Consider the following 19,591-nt stretch of genomic DNA (forward strand, 5'->3'; position numbering starts at 1 on the left):
CAAACTCCTCCTGGGGTTGTTCCGCATTGTTTTCGTACGGTTCTCCTCACCCGTACATCTCGTCGATCAGAGGCTTGTGCTTCTGCTCGACGAAACTTCTCTTCAGCTTCATCGTCGCCGTCAGTTCCTCGTCCTCGGCGGTCAAGAGGACGTCGATGAGCCTGAAATCCTTGATCTGCTCCACGCGGGCGAATTCGCGGTTGGTCTCCTCCACGACGGAACCGATCAGGTCGCGCACCTCCTGCGCCGCGCATAGTGACTTGAAATTGTTGAACGGCACCTTGCGATCCTGCGCGAACTTTTCGACGTTTTCCTGATCGATCATGATCAGGCAGGACAGGAACTTGCGCTTGTCGCCGATGACCACCGCATCCGAGATGTAAGGGCTGAATTTCAGCCGGTTCTCGATCTCGGCCGGGGTGATGTTCTTGCCGCCGGCGGTGATGATGATGTCCTTGACGCGGCCGGTGACGAACAGGAAGCCCTCATTGTCGATGCGGCCCACGTCGCCGGTTCGCAGCCAGCCGTCCTCGCTGATCGTCTCGGCGGTCTTGTCGGGCTTGTTCCAATAGCCCTTGAAGACATTGGCGCCCTTATACTGGATCTCGCCTTCCGGCGAGATGCGGATCTGCGATCCCGGAACGACCTTGCCGACGCTGCCGTTCTTCGCATCGTCCAGAAGGTTGATCGAGATGACGCCCGAGCTTTCGGTCATGCCGTAGCCTTCCAGAACGGTGATGCCGACGGCCTTGTACCATTTCAGAAGGTCGGGCGAGATCGGCGCTGCGCCGGTCGTCCCGCGCCGCAGCCGGTCGAAGCCGAGCATCCGGCGCAGATTGCCGAGCACCATGAAGTCCCAGAACGCATAGGCGAGCCTGGTTCCGGTCGGAACCGGATCGCCCGCCTCCAGCGCCGCCGCCCGCTTCATCCCGGTCTTCACCGCTTGGGCGTAGGCCCAGCGGCCGATCGGCGTGGCATCGTTGGCCATGATGGAGATGCGGCTGTAGACCTTTTCCCACACGCGCGGAACGCCGGTGAAGACGTGCGGCGAGACTTCGCGGACATTGTCGAAGACCGTTTCCGGGCTTTCGGCGAAGTTGACCGTCGATTTCAGCCCGATCGGCGTGAAGACGGTGATGAGGCGCTCCAGGATGTGACAGAGCGGCAGGAAGCAGACCTGCTCGTCCTCGGGCGTGACGGGCAGAGTCAGCGCCGATCCCATGATCGACACGATGATGTTCTGGTGGCTGATCATCGCACCCTTGGGCGGGCCGGTCGTGCCGGAGGTGTAGACGAGGATCGCCGTATCCTGCGGCTGCGACTTGGCGATCTCCTCGTCGAAGCGGTTGGGATTTTCCTTCAGGAACTCGCGGCCGATCCGGTAGAGGTCGTCGAGGAAGACGACCTGCTCGTCGGCGAATTCGTGCAGCCCGTCACGGTCGAAGACGATGACCTTCGACAGTCCCGGCATCTGGTCCCGCACGGACAGAAACTTGTCGAGTTGCTCGTCATTCTCGACGAACAGGAAGCGACTGTCGGAATCGTTGACGAGATATTGGAGTTGCTTGGCCGAATCGGTCGTGTAAACGCCCGACGCGATGCCGCCCACGGACTGGATGCCGAGATCGGCGTAGATCCACTCCTTGTTGTCTTCCGACAGGATGGAGACCACCTCGCCCCGCTTCAGGCCGAGCGCCAACAGACCGAGACCGATCAGTCGGGCATGGTCGTAGAAATCGGTCCAGCTATAGGACAGCCAGATGCCGAAATCCTTCTCGCGATGCGCGATCTTCGGCCCGAGTTCCTGGCAGCGCTGGCGAAAGAGCTTCACCAGCGTGTCGCAGCCGTCGAAATAGAACGGCGCGCGCTGAAGATCCTGATTGAAGGAATGGCCGCGCACGGTCTGCATGGGCGGCAGTTTCTCCGCGATCGTCATGTCGGTCTCCTCCCGAATCCGCTCATCGCCACGTCTTCTTCTGCTTCCAGCGCTTCTGGCCGCGCTGGGTTTCCTCGACCACGCCGAGATAGAATTCCTGGACGTCCTTTGAGGCCAGGAGCCGGTCCGCCGTATCGGCCATGACGATGCGGCCGAGTTCCATGACATAGCCATAGTCGGCGACTTCGAGCGCCACCTTGGCGTTCTGCTCGACCAGCATGATGGTGACGCCCTGTTCCTTGTTGAGCCGGCGCACGATCTGGAAGATTTCCTTGACGAGGATCGGCGACAGGCCGAGCGAGGGCTCGTCGAGAAGCATGATCTTCGGCTTGGCCATCAGGCCGCGTCCGATAGCGAGCATCTGCTGCTGGCCGCCCGACAAGGTGCCGGCAGCCTGCTTGCGCCGTTCGGCGAGGATCGGGAAATAGCCATAGACCATCTCCTCGTCTCGGGCGACGCCGTCGGCATCCGAGCGCGTGAAGGCGCCCATCTTGAGATTTTCCTCTACGGTCAGGAGGGGAAAGACTTCGCGGCCTTCCGGCACATGCACCATGCCGAGCCGCACCACCTTGTCGGGATTGGCGCCGGCAATGTTCTGCCCGGCATAGAAGATCTGGCCCTTTTCAGGGTCCATGACGCCGGAAATGGTCTTGAGCAGCGTCGTCTTGCCAGCGCCGTTGGCGCCGAGGACCGTGACGATCTGGCCTTCGCGCACGTCTAGGCTTGCGCCGCGGATCGCCATGATCGGCCCGTAATAGCTTTCGAGGTTCTTGATCGAAAGGATGGTCTTGGCTTCGACGGCCGCCTGCGGCGTCGGCTGCGCGGTCATGGTCATGCCAGCACCTTTTCGTGTTCGTCGGCGACGCCGATATAGGCCTCCACCACTTTGGGATGGTTCTGCACCTCATGCGGCGTTCCCATGGCGAGCATCTTGCCGTCGGCGAGTGCCAGAACGCGATCCGACACCGAGGCGACGAGATGCATATCGTGCTCGACCATCAGCACGGTGACGCCCATCTGCTTCTTGATGTCCTCGACCCAGAAGGCGACGTCCTGCGTTTCCTCGACCGAAAGGCCCGAGGCCGGCTCGTCGAGCAGGAGAAGGCGCGGTTCGATGGCGAGCGCGCGGCCCATCTCGACCACCTTGCGCACCCCATAGGGAAGGCCCGCGATGTACTTGTCGCGATAAGCCTGGAGATCGAGGAAGTCGATCACCTTCTCGATCGCCTCGCGGTGGCGGCGCTCTTCCGAGCGCACGAAGGGCGTGAATAAAAGCTCGGACCACATGCGGCTGTGGCGATGGCGATGACGGCCGACGAGCAGGTTCTGCATCACCGTCGCATGATCGAAGAGTTCGATGTTCTGGAAGGTGCGGGCGATGCCGAGCCGCGCGATCTCGTGCGGCTTCCTGTCGAGGATCGACTTGCCGTCGAAGCGGATGTCGCCTTCCGCCGGATCGTAGATGCGGCTGATCAGGTTGAAGATGGTCGACTTGCCGGCGCCGTTGGGGCCGACCAGCGCGAAGACCTCGCCTTCCTCGACGGAGAAGGAAACCTCGCTGACGGCGGTGAGGCCGCCGAAGCGCAGCGTGACATTGTCGAGTTCGAGCAAGCTCATCGCATCCGCTCCGTCTTGAGATAGGCTTTCTGGCGGCGGAACATGTCCTTCCGATAGAAGGGGAAGAGCTCGAAATAGGTTCGGATCTTCACCCAGCGGCCATAGATGCCCATCGGCTCGAACAGGATGAACAGGATCAGGATCAGGCCGAAGATCGCCGTCTCCATGCCAGGGATCGCGATCGAGCCGCCGCCGATCATGCGGGTCAGGAAGTCGCGCGCGACCGCGATCGACTGCGGCAGCATCGCGACGACAGCCGCGCCGAAGAAGGCGCCGTGGATCGAGCCCAGCCCGCCGATGACGATGGCGAGCAGAAGCTGGATCGAGATGATGAGATTGAAGGTCTCGTTGTTGAAGATGCCCGCATAGTGGCCCATCAGCGCGCCGGCGAGGCCGGTGATGCCGGTGGAGATGCCGAAGGCGACCGTCTTGGTGCGCGCCACGTTGACGCCCATCGCCTGCGCCGAAATCTCCGAATCGCGGATCGCGGCGAAGGAGCGGCCGAGCGGCGAGCGCAAAAGGTTGCGGTAGAACAGCACGACCAGAAGCGTGATTCCGAGCGTCAGGTAGTAGAGCAGGTTCGGTGTCGAGTAGCGGTCGATCACCAGGCCGAAAATCTGGATCGGCGGGGCGATGAGGCCGATGACGCCATTGGTCAGCGGCGTCGCGATGACGATGAAATCCTCCACCAGGATGACGACGGCGATGGTACCGATGGCCAGATAGATGCCGTGCAGCTTGGTCATCGGCATGGCGATCAGGGCGCCGGCGATGCCCGCGATCAGCCCCGCGAGCGGGAACGAGATCAGGAAGGGCAGGCCGAGCCGCGTCTGAAGCAGGATGTTGGCATAGCAGCCGATGGCCAGGAACGCGGCATGGCCGAGGCTCGCCTGTCCCGACTGGCCGACGAGGATCATCAGCCCCATGCAGGCGATGGCCCAGATGAGGACGTTCGTCGCCTCGCCGAGCGCGAAGGTGGATAGCATGAAGGGCAGCGCCAGCGCCAGCGCGAACAGCGCCAGATACCAGCCCATCTGCTGGGGGTGGCGAAAGAGGTTGATGTCGGCGTCGTAGGACGTCTTGAAAACGGTTCTCATGCCCTCACACCTTCTTCGCGTGGACCTGGGCGAGGATGCCGTGCGGTCGGAAAATCAGGATGAGGAAGAGCAGGAGATACGGCATGATCTGCGAATAGCCGGAAGGCATGTAGCGGCCCGAGAAGGGCTCGATCAGGCCGACGATGATGCCGCCCAGAAGCGCACCCGGCAGCGAGCCGAAGCCGCCGATGACCGCCGCCGCGAACGCCTTGATGCCCAGAAGCCCGATCGACGGGTCGATGGAGCCCTTGGAGGCGAAGAGGATGCCCGCGACTGCCGCCGTCATGCCCGACAGCGCCCAGATCAGCGAATGGATGCGCTTGACCGGGATGCCCATGTAATAGGCGGCGAGCTGGTTCTGCGACGACGCCTGCATAGCGACGCCGAGCTTGGTGCGGTTGAAATAGAGGTAGAGCAGCAGCGTCAGAACGGCGGTGACGATGATCACCATCACCTCGTCGAGCCCGAGCACCACGCCGGCAAAGCGCACGTCGCGGCCGGCGATGGGCGAGGCGAGCGAGATCGGCTCGTGCCCCCAGATGACGCCGGCGGCAAAGCGCAGCACGAAGCCGAGGGCGATGGTGAGGATGACGATGGCGATCTGCGACTGGCCGAACATGCGCCGCAGCACCACCAGATCCAGCGCATAGCCGAAGGCGCCCATGATCGCGATGGCGATCGGCACCGATACCCAGAAAGGCAGGCCCATGAATTGCGGATTGGTGAGGCCGAGGCAGATGAAGGCGCCGAGCATCATGAAATCGCCCTGGGCGAAATTCACCGCTTCGGTCGCCTTGTAGATCAGCACGAACCCCATGGCGATGAGGCCGTAGACGCAGCCATTCGCAAGGCCGCTGACGATGAGCTGCAACACGTCCAAGGACGTTCTCCTCCACTTTATGACACGCGATCTGACGCCGCGATGTCCTTCAACCTTAAGCTGCCAGAACGGGTGCGCAAGCTCCTCCCGCGCACCTTTTCGTCATGGCCTGATGAATACCTTCCCGTTCGGCCGGGCAAGCTCCCCGGCCACCCGATCGACCGCTTCGGCAAGCGGCACGATCGCGGTCACGTCCGTCTTCCAGCGCCCGTCGGCAAAGCGCTTCTGCGCCTCGACGACGGCGGCCATGCGCTTGTCGTTGCCGGCCGAGCGCATCCACTCGGTGAGCCAGAAACCCTCGATCTTCTTGTGCATGAAGATCATCTGGCCGGGCTCGACGATGGGCGTCGTTTCCGGATCGAGCCGGCCATAGACGATCCAGCGCGCGCGCTTGCCCATCGTATGGAACACCTTGGCGGCGAGCGGCCCGGTGACGGCGTCGAGGAAGATGCGCGGCTTTTCGGAGCCCAGCACCTCGGCGAGCTGGCGGTCGAAATCAGCGCTTTCCGCATTCAGCACATGCGCCGCGCCGATGGCCTTCAAGGGCTCGATCTGGTCGTCGCGGCGCACGATGGCGATGGGGCGGTAGCCCTCGTCCTTCGCCACCGCGATCATCAATTTGCACAACTGGCTCGCGCCGGCGGTGACGACGAAAGCCTTCTCGCCCTCGTCCCTGACGATGCCGAACATGGCGAGCGCGGTGAGCGGGTTGACGATCATCGCGGCCGCATCCTCGTCGCGCACGCCGTCCATGATCGGGATCGACGCGGCGGCTTCGGCGATAGCGTAGTCGGCCCAGCTTCCCCAGTTGGAAAGGCCGGTGGCGAAGGCGACGCGCTTGCCGACGAGGCCTTGCGCCTCGGCGCCGGCCGCGACCACTTCGCCAACGCCCTCGAAACCGGCGGGCTGGCCCTTTTTCCGGGGCTGGCCGTAAAGCCCTTTCAGGAACATGACGTCGGACGGGTTGATCGAGGCGAGCGCGACCTTGACCAGAACCTGGCTCGGGCCGGGCTCCGGCACCTCGATGGTCGCCTGTTCGACATAGGGCTCCATGGCTTCGAGCGCCGTGCCGGAATGCGCGCGCGCATAGCCGTCATTCTTGAGGAGCAAAGCGTTCATCGTCTTGGGAAGAGTCATGATGTCTCCTTCACGGCTTCAGGACGATCTTGCCGGTCGCGCCGCGATTGAGGACGCGTTCGAGGATGGAAGACGCGTCCGAGAGCGGATAGACGCCCTCGATGACCGGCTTGATCTGGCCGGCCAGATGCCAGCCGATCAGTTCCTTCATGTTGTCCGCATTGACCTTGGGCTCCTTGGCGGTGAAGGCGCCCCAGAAGACGCCGACGACGCTGTAGCCCTTGACCAGCGTGAGGTTGACGGGAAGCTTCGGGATCGTGCCGGAGGCAAAGCCGATGACGAGCAGGCGCCCGCCCCAGCCCATCGAGCGGGAGAGAACGTCGAAGCCCTCGCCGCCGACCGGGTCGAAAGCGACATCAACGCCCTTGCCGCCGGTCGCCTGCTTGAGCGCGTCCTTGAGATTGTCGTAGCCGAGCACGATGTCGGCGCCGGCCTGTTTCGCCACGTTCTGCTTATCAGGGGTCGAGGCGACCGCGATCACCTTCGCGCCCATCGCCTTGCCGATCTGGACCGCCGCGACGCCTGTCGCGCCCGATGCGCCGAGGACGCACAGCGTCTCGCCGGGCTGCAACTGGCCGCGCTGCTTGAGCGCATGGTGCGCGGTGCCGAACCCGCACATCAGCGCGCAGGCGTCTTCATCGGTGAGGCCGTCCGGCAAAGGCATGACGGCACTCTCGTCGGCCGCCACCTTCTCGGCATAGGCGCCAAGCGCGGAAACCGAGCCGACCCGATCGCCGATCTTGAAGCGCGTCACGCCTTCGCCGATGGCCGAGACGCGGCCCGCCACCTCCATGCCAGGCACGAAGGGCGTCTCGGGTTTCATCTGGTAAAGGCCCTGCACCAGAAGGCCGTCGGGATAATTGACACCGATCATCGCGGCATCGATGACGACGGTCTTCGGGCCGACTTCCGGCTCCGGCCAATCCGCGTAGGTGAGCGTGTCGAGCGGCCCGTAGTCGTGGGCGACGATGGCTTTCATTGTCACACCTTCTCCTGCGTGTACTTCTTCAGTTCCTCGCGGGCGACCTGGCGGCGGTGGACGGCGTCGGGGCCGTCGGCGAGGCGCAGGGTGCGCAGGTGGGTCCAGGAGCGGGCGAGCGGGGTGTCCTGGCTGATGCCCTGCCCGCCATACATCTGCACGGCCTCATCGGTGACCTTGAGCGCGACGCGCGGCGCGACGACCTTGATCTGGCTGATCCACGGCGCTGCCGCCTTCTTGTCGCCCTGGTCGATCATCCAGGCCGCCTTGAGGCACAGAAGCCGCGCCATCTCGATCTCCATGCGGCACTCCGCGATGATGTCGAAATTGGCGCCGAGCTGCGCGAGTTTCTTGCCGAACGCCTCGCGGCGAAGCGAACGCTTGCACATCAGTTCGAGCGCCATTTCCGCCTGGCCGATGGCGCGCATACAATGATGGATGCGGCCCGGTCCGAGGCGCCCCTGCGCGATCTCGAAGCCTCTGCCCTCGCCGAGGATCAGGTTCGACGCCGGCACGCGGACATCCTCGAATTTCAGATGCAGATGGCCATGCGGCGCGTCGTCGTCGCCATAGACCTGCATGGCCCGCAGCTTGGTGATGCCCTTCGCATCGGCCGGGACCAGGATCATCGAATGCTGCTGATGCTTCGGCCGGTCCGCCGAAGGCGAGGCGACCATGGTGATGTAGATCTTGCAGCGCGGATCGCCGGCGCCGGACGACCACCATTTCTCGCCGTTGAGCACGTAATCGTCGCCGTCGCGCTCGCAGCGCATGGCGATGTTGGTGGCGTCGGACGAGGCCACGTCCGGCTCGGTCATCAGATAGGCGGAGCGGATTTCGCCGTTCAAAAGCGGTTTCAGCCAGCGTTCCTTGTGCTCGGGCGCGCCATAGCGTTCCAGCACTTCCATGTTGCCGGTGTCGGGCGCCGAGCAATTGAAGGTCTCCGCGCCCAGATGCGCCTTGCCCATTTCCTCAGCCAGATAGGCGTATTCGACCGTCGTCAGGCCGTAGCCCCGGTCGGAATGGGTGAGCCAGAAGTTCCACAGCCCGCGCTCGCGCGCCTTGGCCTTCAGCCCCTCCATGATCTCGGTCTGGCGCTTCGTATAGGCCCAGCGGTCGCCATCCTTGCCGATCTCGGACAGAAATTCCTCGTCGAGCGGCATGATCTCCTCGCGCACCATGCGCGCGACCTTCTCGTGCAGCGGCCGGACCTTCTCGCTCATGGCGAGGTTCATCTCGGGATTGACGCTCATTTACCGGCTCCTTCCGTGCCGCCCAGCCCGCGCCAGGCGCAGGTGACGACTTGTGCGATGAGATCCTCGATATCGGCGCGGGTTTCCCCGGTGCGCGGCGAGTACCAGAAGATCGGCGAATTGAGCGTCATGAACATCAACTGGTTCGCGACGCTGAGATTGGCGAACTGGAAATGGCCGTTTTCGCGGCCCTCCGCGATGAGGGTGCGGAAAATGTCGCCGTAACGCGAGCGGGTTTCGAACAATTCCTCGAACAGCGCCCGCTGATGCGGCGTCGGCGCGCCGGTCAGATACATCTCGACGCCCATCCACACGACGCGCTGGAACGCGCGGGTGGTGATCATCTGGTCGACATGGACCCAGGCGAAGCGCCGCCAGCGCTGATGCGCCTCGCCCTTCATGTTGCGCAGCGGTTCGAGCGCAACATAGTTCATGTCCATCCCGGCACGGAAAACCTCGGCGAAGAGGTCGGCCTTGGATTCGAAATGATGGTAGATGCGGCCCTTGGTCGACTGCAACGCGCGGGCCACGTCGTCGATCGACGTCGCCGCATATCCGCGCTCGTGGAAGCAGCGCGCCGCCGCCTCCAGGATGGCGGTGCGCGAACTGTCGAGCGTGCGTTCCCGTATGCCGAGGCCCATGCGAAGCGATTTCCTCCCGCCCTTCCGCCTGCCCTCCACCGGTCTCCTGCCGGTTTTCACGAAGGGCCTTTACGGATGTCGAATGATGAACATACTATCGGGTATGTTGTCAACGCGGCTTCGAAACGCCGCAGCAAAACTTCTCCGGGAGGAACGATGAGCTTTGTCGAGGACCTTTTTTCCGTGCGCGGCAAGACCGCGCTCGTCACCGGCGCGGCGACCGGCATCGGCCGCATGGCGGCGACCGCGCTGATGCAGGGCGGCGCCCGCGTTCTGATCGCCTCGCGCAAGGGCCATGACTGCGCCCGCGCCGCCGAGGAACTGAACGCGATGGGAATGCCCGGCACGGCCGAGGGCTTCGGCGGCGACGTGTCCTCCGAGGAAGGCGTCGCGGCCCTCGTCGCCGAGGTCAGGAACCGCACCGACAAGCTCGACATCCTGTTCAACAATGCGGGCATTTCCTGGGGAGCGGAACTCTCCGAGTTTCCCTATTCGGCATGGGCGAAGGTGATGAACGTCAACGTCACCGGGCTCTTCCACCTGACGCGCGAACTCCTGCCCGAACTCGAACGCGCGGCCAGTCACGAGGACCCGGCGCGGATCGTCAATCTGGGTTCGGTGATGGGCACGCAGCCGATCGCCGACGGCGCCTATTCCTACACCGCCTCGAAGGCGGCGGTGCATCACATGACGCGGACGCTGGCGATCGAGCTTGCGGGACGGCGCATCACCGTCAACGCCTTCGCGCCCGGCCCCTTCCAGAGCCGCATGACGGCGTTTGCCACGGCGACCGAGGAACAGGCCGACCATGTCGGCTCGCGCGTTCCGCTCGGCCGGATCGGCGCGCCGCATGACATTGCGGGAGCGACGCTGTATCTGTGCTCGAAAGCCGGAAGCTACGTGACGGGCGCGATTCTGCCGATCGACGGCGGGCAGTCCGTCCAGCACGGCATGTCGTTGTTCAAGGAATAAGGGTTTCAGCCATGGAAGGTCCCCGTCTGGAGCCGGTCGACATCGACCGGCTGGTGGCAAATGTCGGCAACGAGATCGGGGTGTCGCCGTGGCGCACGGTCACCCAAAGCATGATCGACATGTTCGCCGACGCGATCGACGACCACCAGTTCATCCATGTCGACCCCGTGCGCGCCGCCGAGACACCCTTCGGCGGCACGATCGCGCATGGCTTCCTGACGCTGTCGCTGCTCTCGGTGTTTTCCTATGAATCGATCCCGCCGCTGGCCAATGCCGAAATGGGCGTCAATTACGGGTTCGAGAAGGTTCGCTTCGTGACCCCGGTGAAGACCGGCGCGCGCGTGCGCGGCCGGTTCGTCCTCGCCGACGTCAATGTGCGGCCCTCCGGCTGGATACAGGTGGCGACCGACGTGACGGTGGAGATCGAGGGCGTCAAGAAGCCCGCCTTGACGGCGCGCTGGCTGACGCTTGCCGTCCTGCAACGCGAGGAAGCCCAGGCATGAGCGATCCCAACATTCTCGATGCCGAGACGCTCGCGCCCTATCTCGAAGCCGCGATACCCGGCTTTTCCGGTCTTGCCGACATCAAGAAGTTCAATGCCGGCCAGTCGAACCCGACCTATCTCCTGACAGCGGCAAGCGGGCGCTACGTGCTGCGCGCCAAGCCGCCGGGCGAACTGTTGAAATCGGCCCATCAGGTCGACCGCGAATTCCGCGTCATGAAGGCGCTCGCGTCGACCGGCGTGCCGGTGCCCAACATGGTCCATCTGGCGCCGGAGGATTCGCCGATCGGGCGCATGTTCTACGTGATGGACTTCGTCGACGGGCGCATCTTCTGGGACCCCGCCCTGCCCGACGCCAGGGACAATGCCGAGCGCAAGGCGATCTATGACGACATGAACCGGGTGTTGGCGGCGCTGCATTCGGTCGATGTCGAGGCCGCCGGCCTTGCCGATTTCGGCCGGCCGGGCAGCTATTTCGACCGCCAGTTCGCGCGCTGGTCGAGCCAGTATCGCGCCTCGGAAACGGGCCGCATCGAGGACATGGAGACGCTGCTCGCCTGGCTGGAGCATCACGCGGTTCCCGACGACGGCGTGGTCTCGCTCGTCCATGGCGATTACAGGCTCGACAACATGATCTTTTCCGCCGACGCGCCGCAGGTGGTCGCGGTTCTCGACTGGGAACTGTCGACGCTCGGCCACCCCTATGCGGACCTTTCCTACCAGTGTATGCAGTGGCGCCTGCCGCACTCATCCGCCTTCAAGGGGCTGGGCGGCATCGACCGCAAGGCGCTCGGCCTGCCGACCGAAGCCGAGTATGTCGAAGCCTATTGCGAGCGCCGCGGCATCGCGGGCATCGACAACTGGACCTATTACGTCGCCTTTTCCTTCTTCCGCCTCGCGGCCATCTGCCAGGGCGTCTACAAGCGCGCCCTCGACGGCAACGCGTCCAATCCTGAAAAGGCGAAGACCTATGGCAAGGCGGTGACGCTTCTGGCCGAACTCGCCGTCGAAACCATCAAGACCGGCAAGTGAGCCGGCTAGCGGGGAACATGACATGAAGCGTTACGAGGGGCTGACGGCGATCGTCACCGGCGCGGGCGGCGGCTTCGGCAAGCGGCTCGCCGAACGTCTGGCCGAAGAAGGCGCCAATCTCGTCCTTTCGGACATTCGCGAGGCGGAGTTGGGTGTGGTCGCGGCCCCGTTCGGCGACAAGGCCACGACGCTTGCGGGCGACGTTTCGCAGGAAGAACATTCGCGCGATCTCGTCGACCTGACCGTCGCGCGCTTCGGCCGACTCGACGTCGCCTTCAACAATGCCGGCATCGCGCACGCCTTCTCCAAGCTGCCGCTGATGGATTCAGGTGAGGCGCGCCGCGTCATCGACATCGACCTGATGGGCGTCTTCTACGCCATGAAATACCAGTTGCCGGTGCTCGAACGGCAATATCGCCGCGACGGCACGCGGGGCGCGATCGTCAACGTCGCATCCGTCGCCGGCATCGCCGGCGCGCCGCGGCTCAGCGTCTATTCAGCGGCCAAGCACGGCGTCGTCGGCCTGACGCGCTCGGCGGCGGCCGAATATGCCTCCAAGGGCATCCGCATCAATGCCGTCTGCCCCTCCTATGCCCGCACCCCGATGGCCACCGACGCGCTCGGCGCGCTGGGAGAGGACGCCGCATCGGGCGAGAAGGAACTGGTGCGCGGCGTGCCGATGCGCCGGCTGGCGGAGGTCGACGAGGTGATCGAGGTGATGCTGTTCGCCGGCTGTCCGCAGAATTCCTTCATGACCGGCCAGACCCTGGCTGCCGATGGCGGCATAACGGCCGTTTAACCCTGTTTGGGAAAGGGACCGGCGCGCTGCGGTTTATCCCGTTTCGCAGCCATCATCCTGAATCGCCTCAATTCTAATTTAAGGTCTCGCCTCCCATTCTGGTCCAATCATGCTTGGGGCAGCGTCGGGGCAGGCGAATGGGTGGGGTTTTCGACCAGAAGGGCAATCGCAAGGGGTTGCGGCGGATTCGCGCCAGCCATCTGCACCTGCTGCTCGCCACCATGGTCGTTGTCGCCGCCGCGATCTTTGCGCTTAACCAGAACCAGAACGTCTTCGACCAGAAGCTGCGCTCGGACGTGCTCTCCAAGTCAAGCCTCGTGCGTGCCAAGCTGGAAGGCTCGATCAACGCGAACATCCAGCTCGTTCGCGGCCTGGTCGCCTCGATCGAAACCAACCCGGACATCGGGCAGGCCGAGTTCTCCGAACTGGTCGGCAGTCTCCTGACGCAGGAATTGCAGATCCGCCACATCGCTGCCGCGCCCGATCTCGTGGTCAAGCTGATCCATCCGATCGAGGGCAATGAACGCGCCATCGGGCTCGACTACAGGACCAGCGAAACGCAACGCGATGCGGTGTTCAAGGCGCGCAATTCCGGCGAGCTGGTGCTCGCCGGCCCGGTCGATCTCGTCCAGGGCGGCCAGGGCTTCATCGGCCGTTTCCCCGTTTTCTCGCGCAATGCGATGGGCGTGCGCGAATTCTGGGGCATCGTCTCGGCCATCGTCGACGTCGAGCAGCTCTACCGCCAGAGCGGGCTCCTCGATGCCGACCTCGCCATCGAGGTCGCCATCGTCGGCCGCGACGCGGCCGGCGGGCGCGGCGAACGCTTCTTCGGCCCCGCCTCGATCCTCGCCGACGATCCGGTGACGGTGGATGTCCTGCTTCCGTCGGGGACATGGCAGATCGCGGCCCGACCCAAAGGCGGATGGGACCAGCCGATACCCGGCCGCGGCCAGCTTTATGCCTGGCTGATCGCCGCCGCCCTGCTCGTTCTGGGACCGACCTTCATCATGGGCCGCCTGATGGACGAGCGTCAGCGCAACATCGCCGACATGCGCGAGCGCAAGCTGGAACTGGAGCAGATTTCGCGACGGCTGCGCCTGGCCGTGCAAGCCTCGCGCATCGGCATCTGGGAGATGGACGTCCAGAACGGCGAACTCATCTGGGACGACCGGATGAACGAACTCTACGACTATCCGCAGGATGCCGGTATCCGCAACTACCCCTTCTGGGCCAGACGACTTCATCCCGACGACAAGGTGCGCGCGGAAGCCGACTTCTCCGTGGCGATGCGCGAGACCGGCCGCTATCATTCCGATTATCGCCTGGTGCTCGAGGATGGTTCGATCCGCCATATCCGCGCCATCGGCTCGGTATTCCAGGACGAGACGGCGCCGCCGCGCATCGTCGGCGTCAACTGGGACGTGAGCGAGGACGTCGAGCGCGCCCAAGCCTTGAACATGGCCATTCTCCTGTCCGAGGCGCGCAACGCGGAACTGGAATCGATTCGCGAGCGGATCGAGTTCAACGCCTTGCACGATTCGCTCACCGGACTTCCCAATCGCCGCTTCCTCGACGAGACCATCGCCGAACATGCGAAAGCCTTCGCCGACGGAAGTGAAGTGGCCGCGATCCTTCAGATCGACCTCGACCGCTTCAAGGAGATCAACGACACGCTCGGCCATGCTGCCGGAGACGCGATGCTCGTCCATGCCGCGAACGTGCTGCGCCAGTCGGTCTGGCCGAGCGACTTCGTGGCGCGGGTCGGCGGCGACGAGTTCGTCGTCGTGCGCCGCGCGCGCAATGCCGCGCTGCTGTCGGCCGAAAGCCTTGCCGATCTGGCCGCCACAATCATCGTCAAGCTTCAGGAACCGACGCTCTATGAAGAGCACGAATGCCGCATCGGCGGGTCTGTCGGCATCGCCACGGATGCCGATTCGCTATCCGACCCGACACGGCTTCTGGTCAATGCCGACATCGCGCTCTACCGGGCCAAGCGAAACGGGCGGAACTGCTTCCAGTTCTTTTCGGAGGCATTGCAGGCGGAGATCATCACCACCAAGCAGATCGCCGACGACATTCGCCAGGCGCTCGATCGCGGCGAGTTCGTGCCATACTATCAGCCGCAATTCGACGCGCAGACCTTCGAGATCATCGGCGTCGAGGCGCTGGCACGCTGGGAGCATCCGCAAAAGGGCCTGCTCGGACCATCCTACTTCATGAAGGTCGCCGAAGAACTCGACGTCGTCCACGAGATCGACCGGCGCATGTTGGAAGCGACCGTGGCGCAGCTCGGCATTTGGGAATTGCAGGGACTGCGCGTGCCGCAGGCTTCGGTCAACGTGTCGGCGCGCAGGCTGCACAATGACGAACTACTCACCAGCTTGCGCAAGCTCGACATCGAGCCCGGCCGCATCTCATTCGAACTCGTCGAATCGATCTTCCTCGACGAGCATGACGATCGGCTGATGCATCATGTCGACGAACTGAAATCGATCGGCATCGACGTCGAGATCGACGATTTCGGGACAGGCTATGCGTCCATCGTCTCGCTCCTGAAACTGAAGCCGCAGCGGCTGAAGATCGACCGCCAGCTCGTCCAGCCCATCGTCGGCTCGCTTGCCCAGCGCCAGTTGCTCGGCTCGATCATCGAGATGGGTCACTCGCTCGGCATTCAGGTGCTCGCCGAGGGCGTCGAGACGATGGAGCACGCCCAGGTACTCAGGAACCTGGGCTGCGACGCGCTGCAAGGCTTCGCGCTCGCCAAGCCACTGCCGGCAAGCCAAATCGTCGCCTTCGCGCAGGGCAGTCGCCTGCGCCGAGCCTCGTGATCAACAATCCCCGGCGGCTTCGCTGAGAAAAGAGAAGCCGTAGTCGGCGAAGGACCGCCAGCACTCGACCCGGAATTGATCCTCGCCGGTGCGCAACAGCACGATCTCGATCTTGTGCAGGATGGTGCGCGAGGCCGCGCCGACCGGAAAGGCCGCGAGCGACAGATCCTGCGGGCAGCCGGCATTTATCGTGGTCGCGGCGCCCTTGCCCGAAACGACGAAGGCGGCATTGCGGTGCGAGACGTCGACGGCCGAATGGAAGGCGGCGACAGGTTTGACGAGCGCGGCGAGGTCCGCGCCGGTTTCGTCGATGACGAGCCATTCGTCCGGGCCGAGCCAGAGCGCGTGGCGGCTCTTGGCGGAGGCCGAAGTCTTGGGTTTGGTCGGGAGGGTGAGGCCGAGGGCCGACGACAGGGACGCGACGCTTTCTGAAGGAGCGCGCAGCGACAGGCGCGACGCCGGCGACGCGACGGTGACCGCGGCGTTGGGCGCGGTCGTCTGGCGGCCGGCGAGGATGGGGCGGCGGGTGGCGGGTTCGGCGTCTATGGTCGGCATCTTGCTCATCTCACCCATTCAACCGCTCCCCGCTCTCATCGAAGAACACGGTTCCCGTCACTTCAACCTCGATCACCTTCCCCGGCATCGGCACGAACAGGCGCTGGCCGGTCTTCTCGCGCCCATCCACCACCAGCGCCAGCGCGATCGAGCGGCCGCAATTGGAGGACCAGTAGCTCGACGTGACGTGGCCGATCATCTTCATCGGGATCGGCTGGTCGGGATCGGCGACGATCTGCGCGCCCTCTTCCAAGACGACGTTGGGGTCGACGGTCTTCAGGCCGACGAGCTGCTTGCGGCCGGCGCCGACGAGGTCGGGGCGTTTCAGACCGCGTATGCCGACGAAATCGGTCTTCTTCTTGCCGATCGCCCAATCCAGTCCGGCGTCCTGCGGGGTGACGGTGCCGTCGGTTTCCTGGCCGACGATGATGTAGCCCTTTTCGGCGCGCAGGACGTGCATCGTCTCCGTGCCGTAGAGGCAGGCACCATGCTTCTGTGCCTCCGCCCAGACGGCTTCCAGAACGCTTTCGCCGAAATCGGCCGGCACGTTGATCTCGAAGCCGCGCTCGCCGGTGAACGACATGCGGAAGAGCCGGGTCGGCACGCCGCAGATCGTGCCTTCGCGCACCGACATGTGCGGCATGGCGGCGTCCGACATGTCGATGCCCTCGACCAGCGGCGCGATGATGTCGCGGCTCTTCGGGCCCTGGACGGCGATGACCGCCCACTGCTCGGATGTCGAGGTGAGATAGACCTTCAGATGCGGGAACTCGGTCTGGAGGTAGTCCTCCATGTGGTTCATCACGCGCGCAGCGCCGCCGGTCGTGGTGGTAACGTGGAAGCGATCCTCGGCGAGGCGGCCGACCACGCCGTCATCATAGATGAAGCCGTCCTCGCGAAGCATGATGCCATAGCGGCAGCGGCCAGGTTCCAGCTTCGCCCATGGATTGGTGTAGAGGAGTTCCATGAACTGGGCCGCGTCGGGCCCAACGACTTCGATCTTGCCGAGGGTCGACGCATCGAAAATGCCGGCCGACTGGCGCACGGTCCTCGATTCGCGGGCGACGGCCTGGTGCATGTCCTCGCCCGATTGCGGGAAATACCAGGCGCGCTTCCACTGTCCGACATCCTCGAACACCGCGCCGCGGCTTTCGGCGAAGCCGTGCATGGGGGTGCGGCGCGTCGGGTCGAACAGCGCGCCCCGCGAATGGCCGACGATGGCGCCGAAGGTGACGGGCGTATAGGGCGCGCGGAAGGTGGTGAGTCCGACCTGCGGGATCGGCTTGCCGAGCGTCTCGGCGGCGATGGCAAGGCCGTGCATGTTGGACGTCTTGCCTTGGTCGGTCGCCATGCCGTTGGTGGTGAAGCGCTTGACGTGCTCGATGGAGCGCATCCCCTCGCGCACGGCAAGGCGGATATCCTTGGCGGTCACGTCGTTCTGGAAATCGACGAAGGCCTTGACGGTGGTGTCGGCCTCCGCGCCGGGCCCCGTGCCGAGGAAGTTGCCGGTCCAGTTTTCTGAGGTCGAGGCGGCGGGGCGATTGCCCTTCGCACCCGCCGTCGCCTTCTCGCCAGCCGCATAGGCTTCGTCGATGACGGCCTGGAGCGTGTCGGTGCCGTTGCAGGCGCCGACCGAGATGCAGTCCTGTGCATACTGGCCGGGCAGGAAGCGCTGGGTGGCGTCGTCGAAGGCGACCTTGCCGCGCGACTGCGAGAAGAGATGGACGGACGGCGTCCAGCCGGACGACATCAGGAGCGCGTCGACCGGGATGACTCGCGTGGTGCCGCCCGATTTCGGCGCGACCGCCATTGAGGAAACGCGCAGCTTGCCGCCGGTCTTCGTGACCGCATGGCCGGTGAGGACTTCGATGCCGAGCGCGCGGGCCTCGTCTATGGCGGCGCCCTTCGGCTCGTCGCGAATGTCGACGATGGCGGCAATCGAAACGCCGGCGCGTTTGAGGTCGATGGCGGCGGCGTAGGCGGAATCTGTCGCCGTGTAGACGCCGACATTGCGGCCGACCGCAACGCCGTAATGGTTGAGGAAGATGCGGGCCGCCGATGCCAGCATGATGCCCGGCCGGTCGTTGTCCGCGAAGACCATGTGCCGCTCGATCGCGCCGGTGGCGATGATGACTTTCGCCGCCCTCACCTGCCAAAGGCGCTCGCGGGGCAGATCCTTGCCGGGATTGGCGAGATGGTCGGTGACGCGCTCGACGAGGCCGACGAGGTTCTGCGCGTAATAGCCGAAGGCGGTCGTGCGCGGCAGGATGCGGACATTGTTCATCGCCTTCAGCGTGGAAAGGCGGGCTTGCGCCCAATCCCAGCCGCCCATGCCGTCGATCTGCGCGCCCGTCTCGAAGCGCAACGCGCCGCCGAACTCGGCCTGCTCGTCGGCGAGGATGACGCGCGCGCCGCTGGAAGCCGCCGCGAGCGCCGACGCGATGCCGGCCGCGCCGCCGCCCAGCACCAGCACGTCGCAATGCGCGTAGAGCGAGGAATAGTGATCCGGGTCGGGCTGGTCGGGCGCGACGCCAAGGCCCGCCGCGCGGCGGATGAAGGGCTCGTAGACCTTGTCCCACGCCGCCTTCGGCCACATGAAGGTCTTGTAGTAGAAACCGGCCGAGAACATCGGCGAGCCCAGATCGTTGGCCTCGCCGATGTCGAAGGCGAGCGAGGGCCAGCGGTTTTGCGAGACGGCGGTGAGGCCGTCATAAAGCTCCTGCACCGTGGCGCGGACATTCGGCGTCTTGCGGGCGGCATCGCGGTGGATGCCGACGAGCGCGTTCGGCTCCTCGGCGCCGGCGGAGAGGAAACCGCGCGGGCGGTGGTATTTGAAGGAACGGCCGACGAGGTGGACGCCATTGGCAAGGAGGGCGGAGGCCAGCGTGTCGCCCTCGACGCCCTGATAGGACTTGCCGTCGAAGGTGAAGCGGGCGGTGTGCGCGGGGGTGAGGCGTCCGGCGGCGGGGATGCGGAAGGTTTCGCTCATTTTACGCCCGTGTCATTGGCAGGCATGTCCACATTGAGTTCCGCCGGCTCGCGATTGGCCCAGGCGGCGGGAGCGGAGGGCGCCATCAGCGTGATGTCCGGCTTCGGCTCGCCGGCCTTGTAGGTCAGGTGGAACTTGTCGGTCACCGTGTCGCGGGCGGCGTTGAAAAAGCGGCCGCAGCCGTGAATGTGGCGCCAGCGCTCGAAGATCAAGCCCTTCGGGTTCTGGCGGATGAAGAAGAATTTTTCGAACTCGTCGTCCGAGAGGTCCGCGATTTCGGTGGGGCGCGCGATATGTGCCTCGCCGGCATGGCGGAATTCGAGCTCGGGGTGCTCTTCCTCGCAATAGGGGCAGCGGATGAGAAGCATGGGGTA

17 protein-coding genes are annotated in these 19,591 nt (G+C 64.7%); 5 read left to right on the plus strand and 12 right to left on the minus strand.

From position 1 onward, the window contains the following. Positions 1–46: 46 nt before the first annotated feature. From PZ895_RS18440 to PZ895_RS18480, 9 genes are all read right to left on the minus strand, one after another. Entirely contained in the window at positions 47–1,936 is a 1,890-nt protein-coding gene (locus PZ895_RS18440) for a long-chain fatty acid--CoA ligase (RefSeq protein WP_275840446.1), read from the minus strand. Between the two features lie 22 nt (positions 1,937–1,958). Then, positions 1,959–2,771, minus strand: coding sequence for an ABC transporter ATP-binding protein (locus tag PZ895_RS18445; protein WP_275840447.1), 813 nt, complete (start codon positions 2,769–2,771; stop codon positions 1,959–1,961). Further along, complete coding sequence (locus PZ895_RS18450; RefSeq protein ID WP_275840448.1) at positions 2,768–3,553, minus strand: ABC transporter ATP-binding protein; 786 nt, start codon at positions 3,551–3,553, stop codon at positions 2,768–2,770. Before PZ895_RS18450 ends, PZ895_RS18445 begins: the two co-directional genes overlap by 4 nt. After that, entirely contained in the window at positions 3,550–4,650 is a 1,101-nt protein-coding gene (locus PZ895_RS18455) for a branched-chain amino acid ABC transporter permease (RefSeq protein ID WP_275840449.1), read from the minus strand. Before PZ895_RS18455 ends, PZ895_RS18450 begins: the two co-directional genes overlap by 4 nt. Positions 4,651–4,654: 4 nt before the next feature. Beyond that, positions 4,655–5,524, minus strand: coding sequence for a branched-chain amino acid ABC transporter permease (locus PZ895_RS18460; protein ID WP_275840600.1), 870 nt, complete (start codon positions 5,522–5,524; stop codon positions 4,655–4,657). A gap of 108 nt (positions 5,525–5,632) precedes the next feature. Continuing rightward, positions 5,633–6,667, minus strand: coding sequence for a zinc-binding dehydrogenase (locus PZ895_RS18465; RefSeq protein ID WP_275840450.1), 1,035 nt, complete (start codon positions 6,665–6,667; stop codon positions 5,633–5,635). Positions 6,668–6,677: 10 nt separating this feature from the next. After that, entirely contained in the window at positions 6,678–7,646 is a 969-nt protein-coding gene (locus PZ895_RS18470) for an NADPH:quinone oxidoreductase family protein (protein WP_275840451.1), read from the minus strand. Positions 7,647–7,648: 2 nt separating this feature from the next. Continuing rightward, entirely contained in the window at positions 7,649–8,881 is a 1,233-nt protein-coding gene (locus PZ895_RS18475; protein ID WP_275840601.1) for an acyl-CoA dehydrogenase family protein, read from the minus strand. 14 nt (positions 8,882–8,895) lie between these two features. Beyond that, positions 8,896–9,540 (minus strand): TetR/AcrR family transcriptional regulator, encoded by a 645-nt coding sequence (locus tag PZ895_RS18480; RefSeq protein WP_275840452.1) that lies wholly within the window; start codon positions 9,538–9,540, stop codon positions 8,896–8,898. Positions 9,541–9,696: 156 nt separating this feature from the next. Here PZ895_RS18480 and PZ895_RS18485 point away from each other — a divergent pair, with 156 nt between their 5' ends. The 5 genes from PZ895_RS18485 (at position 9,697) to PZ895_RS18505 (ending at position 15,673) form a co-directional block, all read left to right on the plus strand. Continuing rightward, positions 9,697–10,512 (plus strand): SDR family oxidoreductase, encoded by an 816-nt coding sequence (locus PZ895_RS18485; RefSeq protein ID WP_275840453.1) that lies wholly within the window; start codon positions 9,697–9,699, stop codon positions 10,510–10,512. Positions 10,513–10,523: 11 nt separating this feature from the next. Continuing rightward, positions 10,524–11,015, plus strand: coding sequence for a MaoC family dehydratase (locus PZ895_RS18490; protein WP_275840454.1), 492 nt, complete (start codon positions 10,524–10,526; stop codon positions 11,013–11,015). After that, on the plus strand, positions 11,012–12,046 hold the full coding sequence (locus PZ895_RS18495; RefSeq protein WP_275840455.1) for a phosphotransferase family protein: 1,035 nt from the start codon (positions 11,012–11,014) through the stop codon (positions 12,044–12,046). The genes PZ895_RS18490 and PZ895_RS18495 overlap by 4 nt, the downstream gene beginning before the upstream one ends. 22 nt (positions 12,047–12,068) lie before the next feature. After that, positions 12,069–12,845: an SDR family oxidoreductase gene (locus PZ895_RS18500; RefSeq protein ID WP_275840456.1), complete on the plus strand. Its 777-nt coding sequence runs from the start codon at positions 12,069–12,071 to the stop codon at positions 12,843–12,845. A 137-nt stretch (positions 12,846–12,982) separates the two neighbouring features. After that, on the plus strand, positions 12,983–15,673 hold the full coding sequence (locus PZ895_RS18505) for an EAL domain-containing protein (protein ID WP_275840457.1): 2,691 nt from the start codon (positions 12,983–12,985) through the stop codon (positions 15,671–15,673). Here PZ895_RS18505 and PZ895_RS18510 read toward each other — a convergent pair whose 3' ends face one another. From PZ895_RS18510 to PZ895_RS18520, 3 genes are read right to left on the minus strand one after another with little or no spacing between them, the layout of a single operon-like run. Beyond that, positions 15,674–16,246 (minus strand): sarcosine oxidase subunit gamma, encoded by a 573-nt coding sequence (locus PZ895_RS18510; protein WP_275840458.1) that lies wholly within the window; start codon positions 16,244–16,246, stop codon positions 15,674–15,676. It lies immediately after the preceding gene. After that, complete coding sequence (locus tag PZ895_RS18515) at positions 16,239–19,217, minus strand: sarcosine oxidase subunit alpha (RefSeq protein ID WP_275840459.1); 2,979 nt, start codon at positions 19,215–19,217, stop codon at positions 16,239–16,241. Before PZ895_RS18515 ends, PZ895_RS18510 begins: the two co-directional genes overlap by 8 nt. Beyond that, positions 19,214–19,585 carry a sarcosine oxidase subunit delta gene (locus PZ895_RS18520; RefSeq protein ID WP_275840460.1) on the minus strand — a complete coding sequence of 124 codons (372 nt, stop codon included), beginning with the start codon at positions 19,583–19,585 and terminating at the stop codon, positions 19,214–19,216. The genes PZ895_RS18515 and PZ895_RS18520 overlap by 4 nt, the downstream gene beginning before the upstream one ends. Positions 19,586–19,591 lie beyond the last annotated feature (6 nt).

Origin of the sequence: Mesorhizobium sp. YIM 152430, assembly GCF_029210365.1 — a bacterium.
Classification (GTDB): Bacteria; Pseudomonadota; Alphaproteobacteria; order Rhizobiales; family Rhizobiaceae; genus Aliihoeflea.

Coding starts and splice junctions, on each gene's coding strand:
- PZ895_RS18440 (WP_275840446.1), bottom strand. CDS start 1,936: ATGACGATCGCGGAGAAACTGCCGCCCATGCAGACCGTGCGCGGCCAT.
- PZ895_RS18445 (WP_275840447.1), bottom strand. CDS start 2,771: ATGACCATGACCGCGCAGCCGACGCCGCAGGCGGCCGTCGAAGCCAAG.
- PZ895_RS18450 (WP_275840448.1), bottom strand. CDS start 3,553: ATGAGCTTGCTCGAACTCGACAATGTCACGCTGCGCTTCGGCGGCCTC.
- PZ895_RS18455 (WP_275840449.1), bottom strand. CDS start 4,650: ATGAGAACCGTTTTCAAGACGTCCTACGACGCCGACATCAACCTCTTT.
- PZ895_RS18465 (WP_275840450.1), bottom strand. CDS start 6,667: ATGACTCTTCCCAAGACGATGAACGCTTTGCTCCTCAAGAATGACGGC.
- PZ895_RS18470 (WP_275840451.1), bottom strand. CDS start 7,646: ATGAAAGCCATCGTCGCCCACGACTACGGGCCGCTCGACACGCTCACC.
- PZ895_RS18475 (WP_275840601.1), bottom strand. CDS start 8,881: ATGAACCTCGCCATGAGCGAGAAGGTCCGGCCGCTGCACGAGAAGGTC.
- PZ895_RS18480 (WP_275840452.1), bottom strand. CDS start 9,540: ATGGGCCTCGGCATACGGGAACGCACGCTCGACAGTTCGCGCACCGCC.
- PZ895_RS18485 (WP_275840453.1), top strand. CDS start 9,697: ATGAGCTTTGTCGAGGACCTTTTTTCCGTGCGCGGCAAGACCGCGCTC.
- PZ895_RS18490 (WP_275840454.1), top strand. CDS start 10,524: ATGGAAGGTCCCCGTCTGGAGCCGGTCGACATCGACCGGCTGGTGGCA.
- PZ895_RS18495 (WP_275840455.1), top strand. CDS start 11,012: ATGAGCGATCCCAACATTCTCGATGCCGAGACGCTCGCGCCCTATCTC.
- PZ895_RS18500 (WP_275840456.1), top strand. CDS start 12,069: ATGAAGCGTTACGAGGGGCTGACGGCGATCGTCACCGGCGCGGGCGGC.
- PZ895_RS18505 (WP_275840457.1), top strand. CDS start 12,983: ATGGGTGGGGTTTTCGACCAGAAGGGCAATCGCAAGGGGTTGCGGCGG.
- PZ895_RS18510 (WP_275840458.1), bottom strand. CDS start 16,246: ATGGGTGAGATGAGCAAGATGCCGACCATAGACGCCGAACCCGCCACC.
- PZ895_RS18515 (WP_275840459.1), bottom strand. CDS start 19,217: ATGAGCGAAACCTTCCGCATCCCCGCCGCCGGACGCCTCACCCCCGCG.
- PZ895_RS18520 (WP_275840460.1), bottom strand. CDS start 19,585: ATGCTTCTCATCCGCTGCCCCTATTGCGAGGAAGAGCACCCCGAGCTC.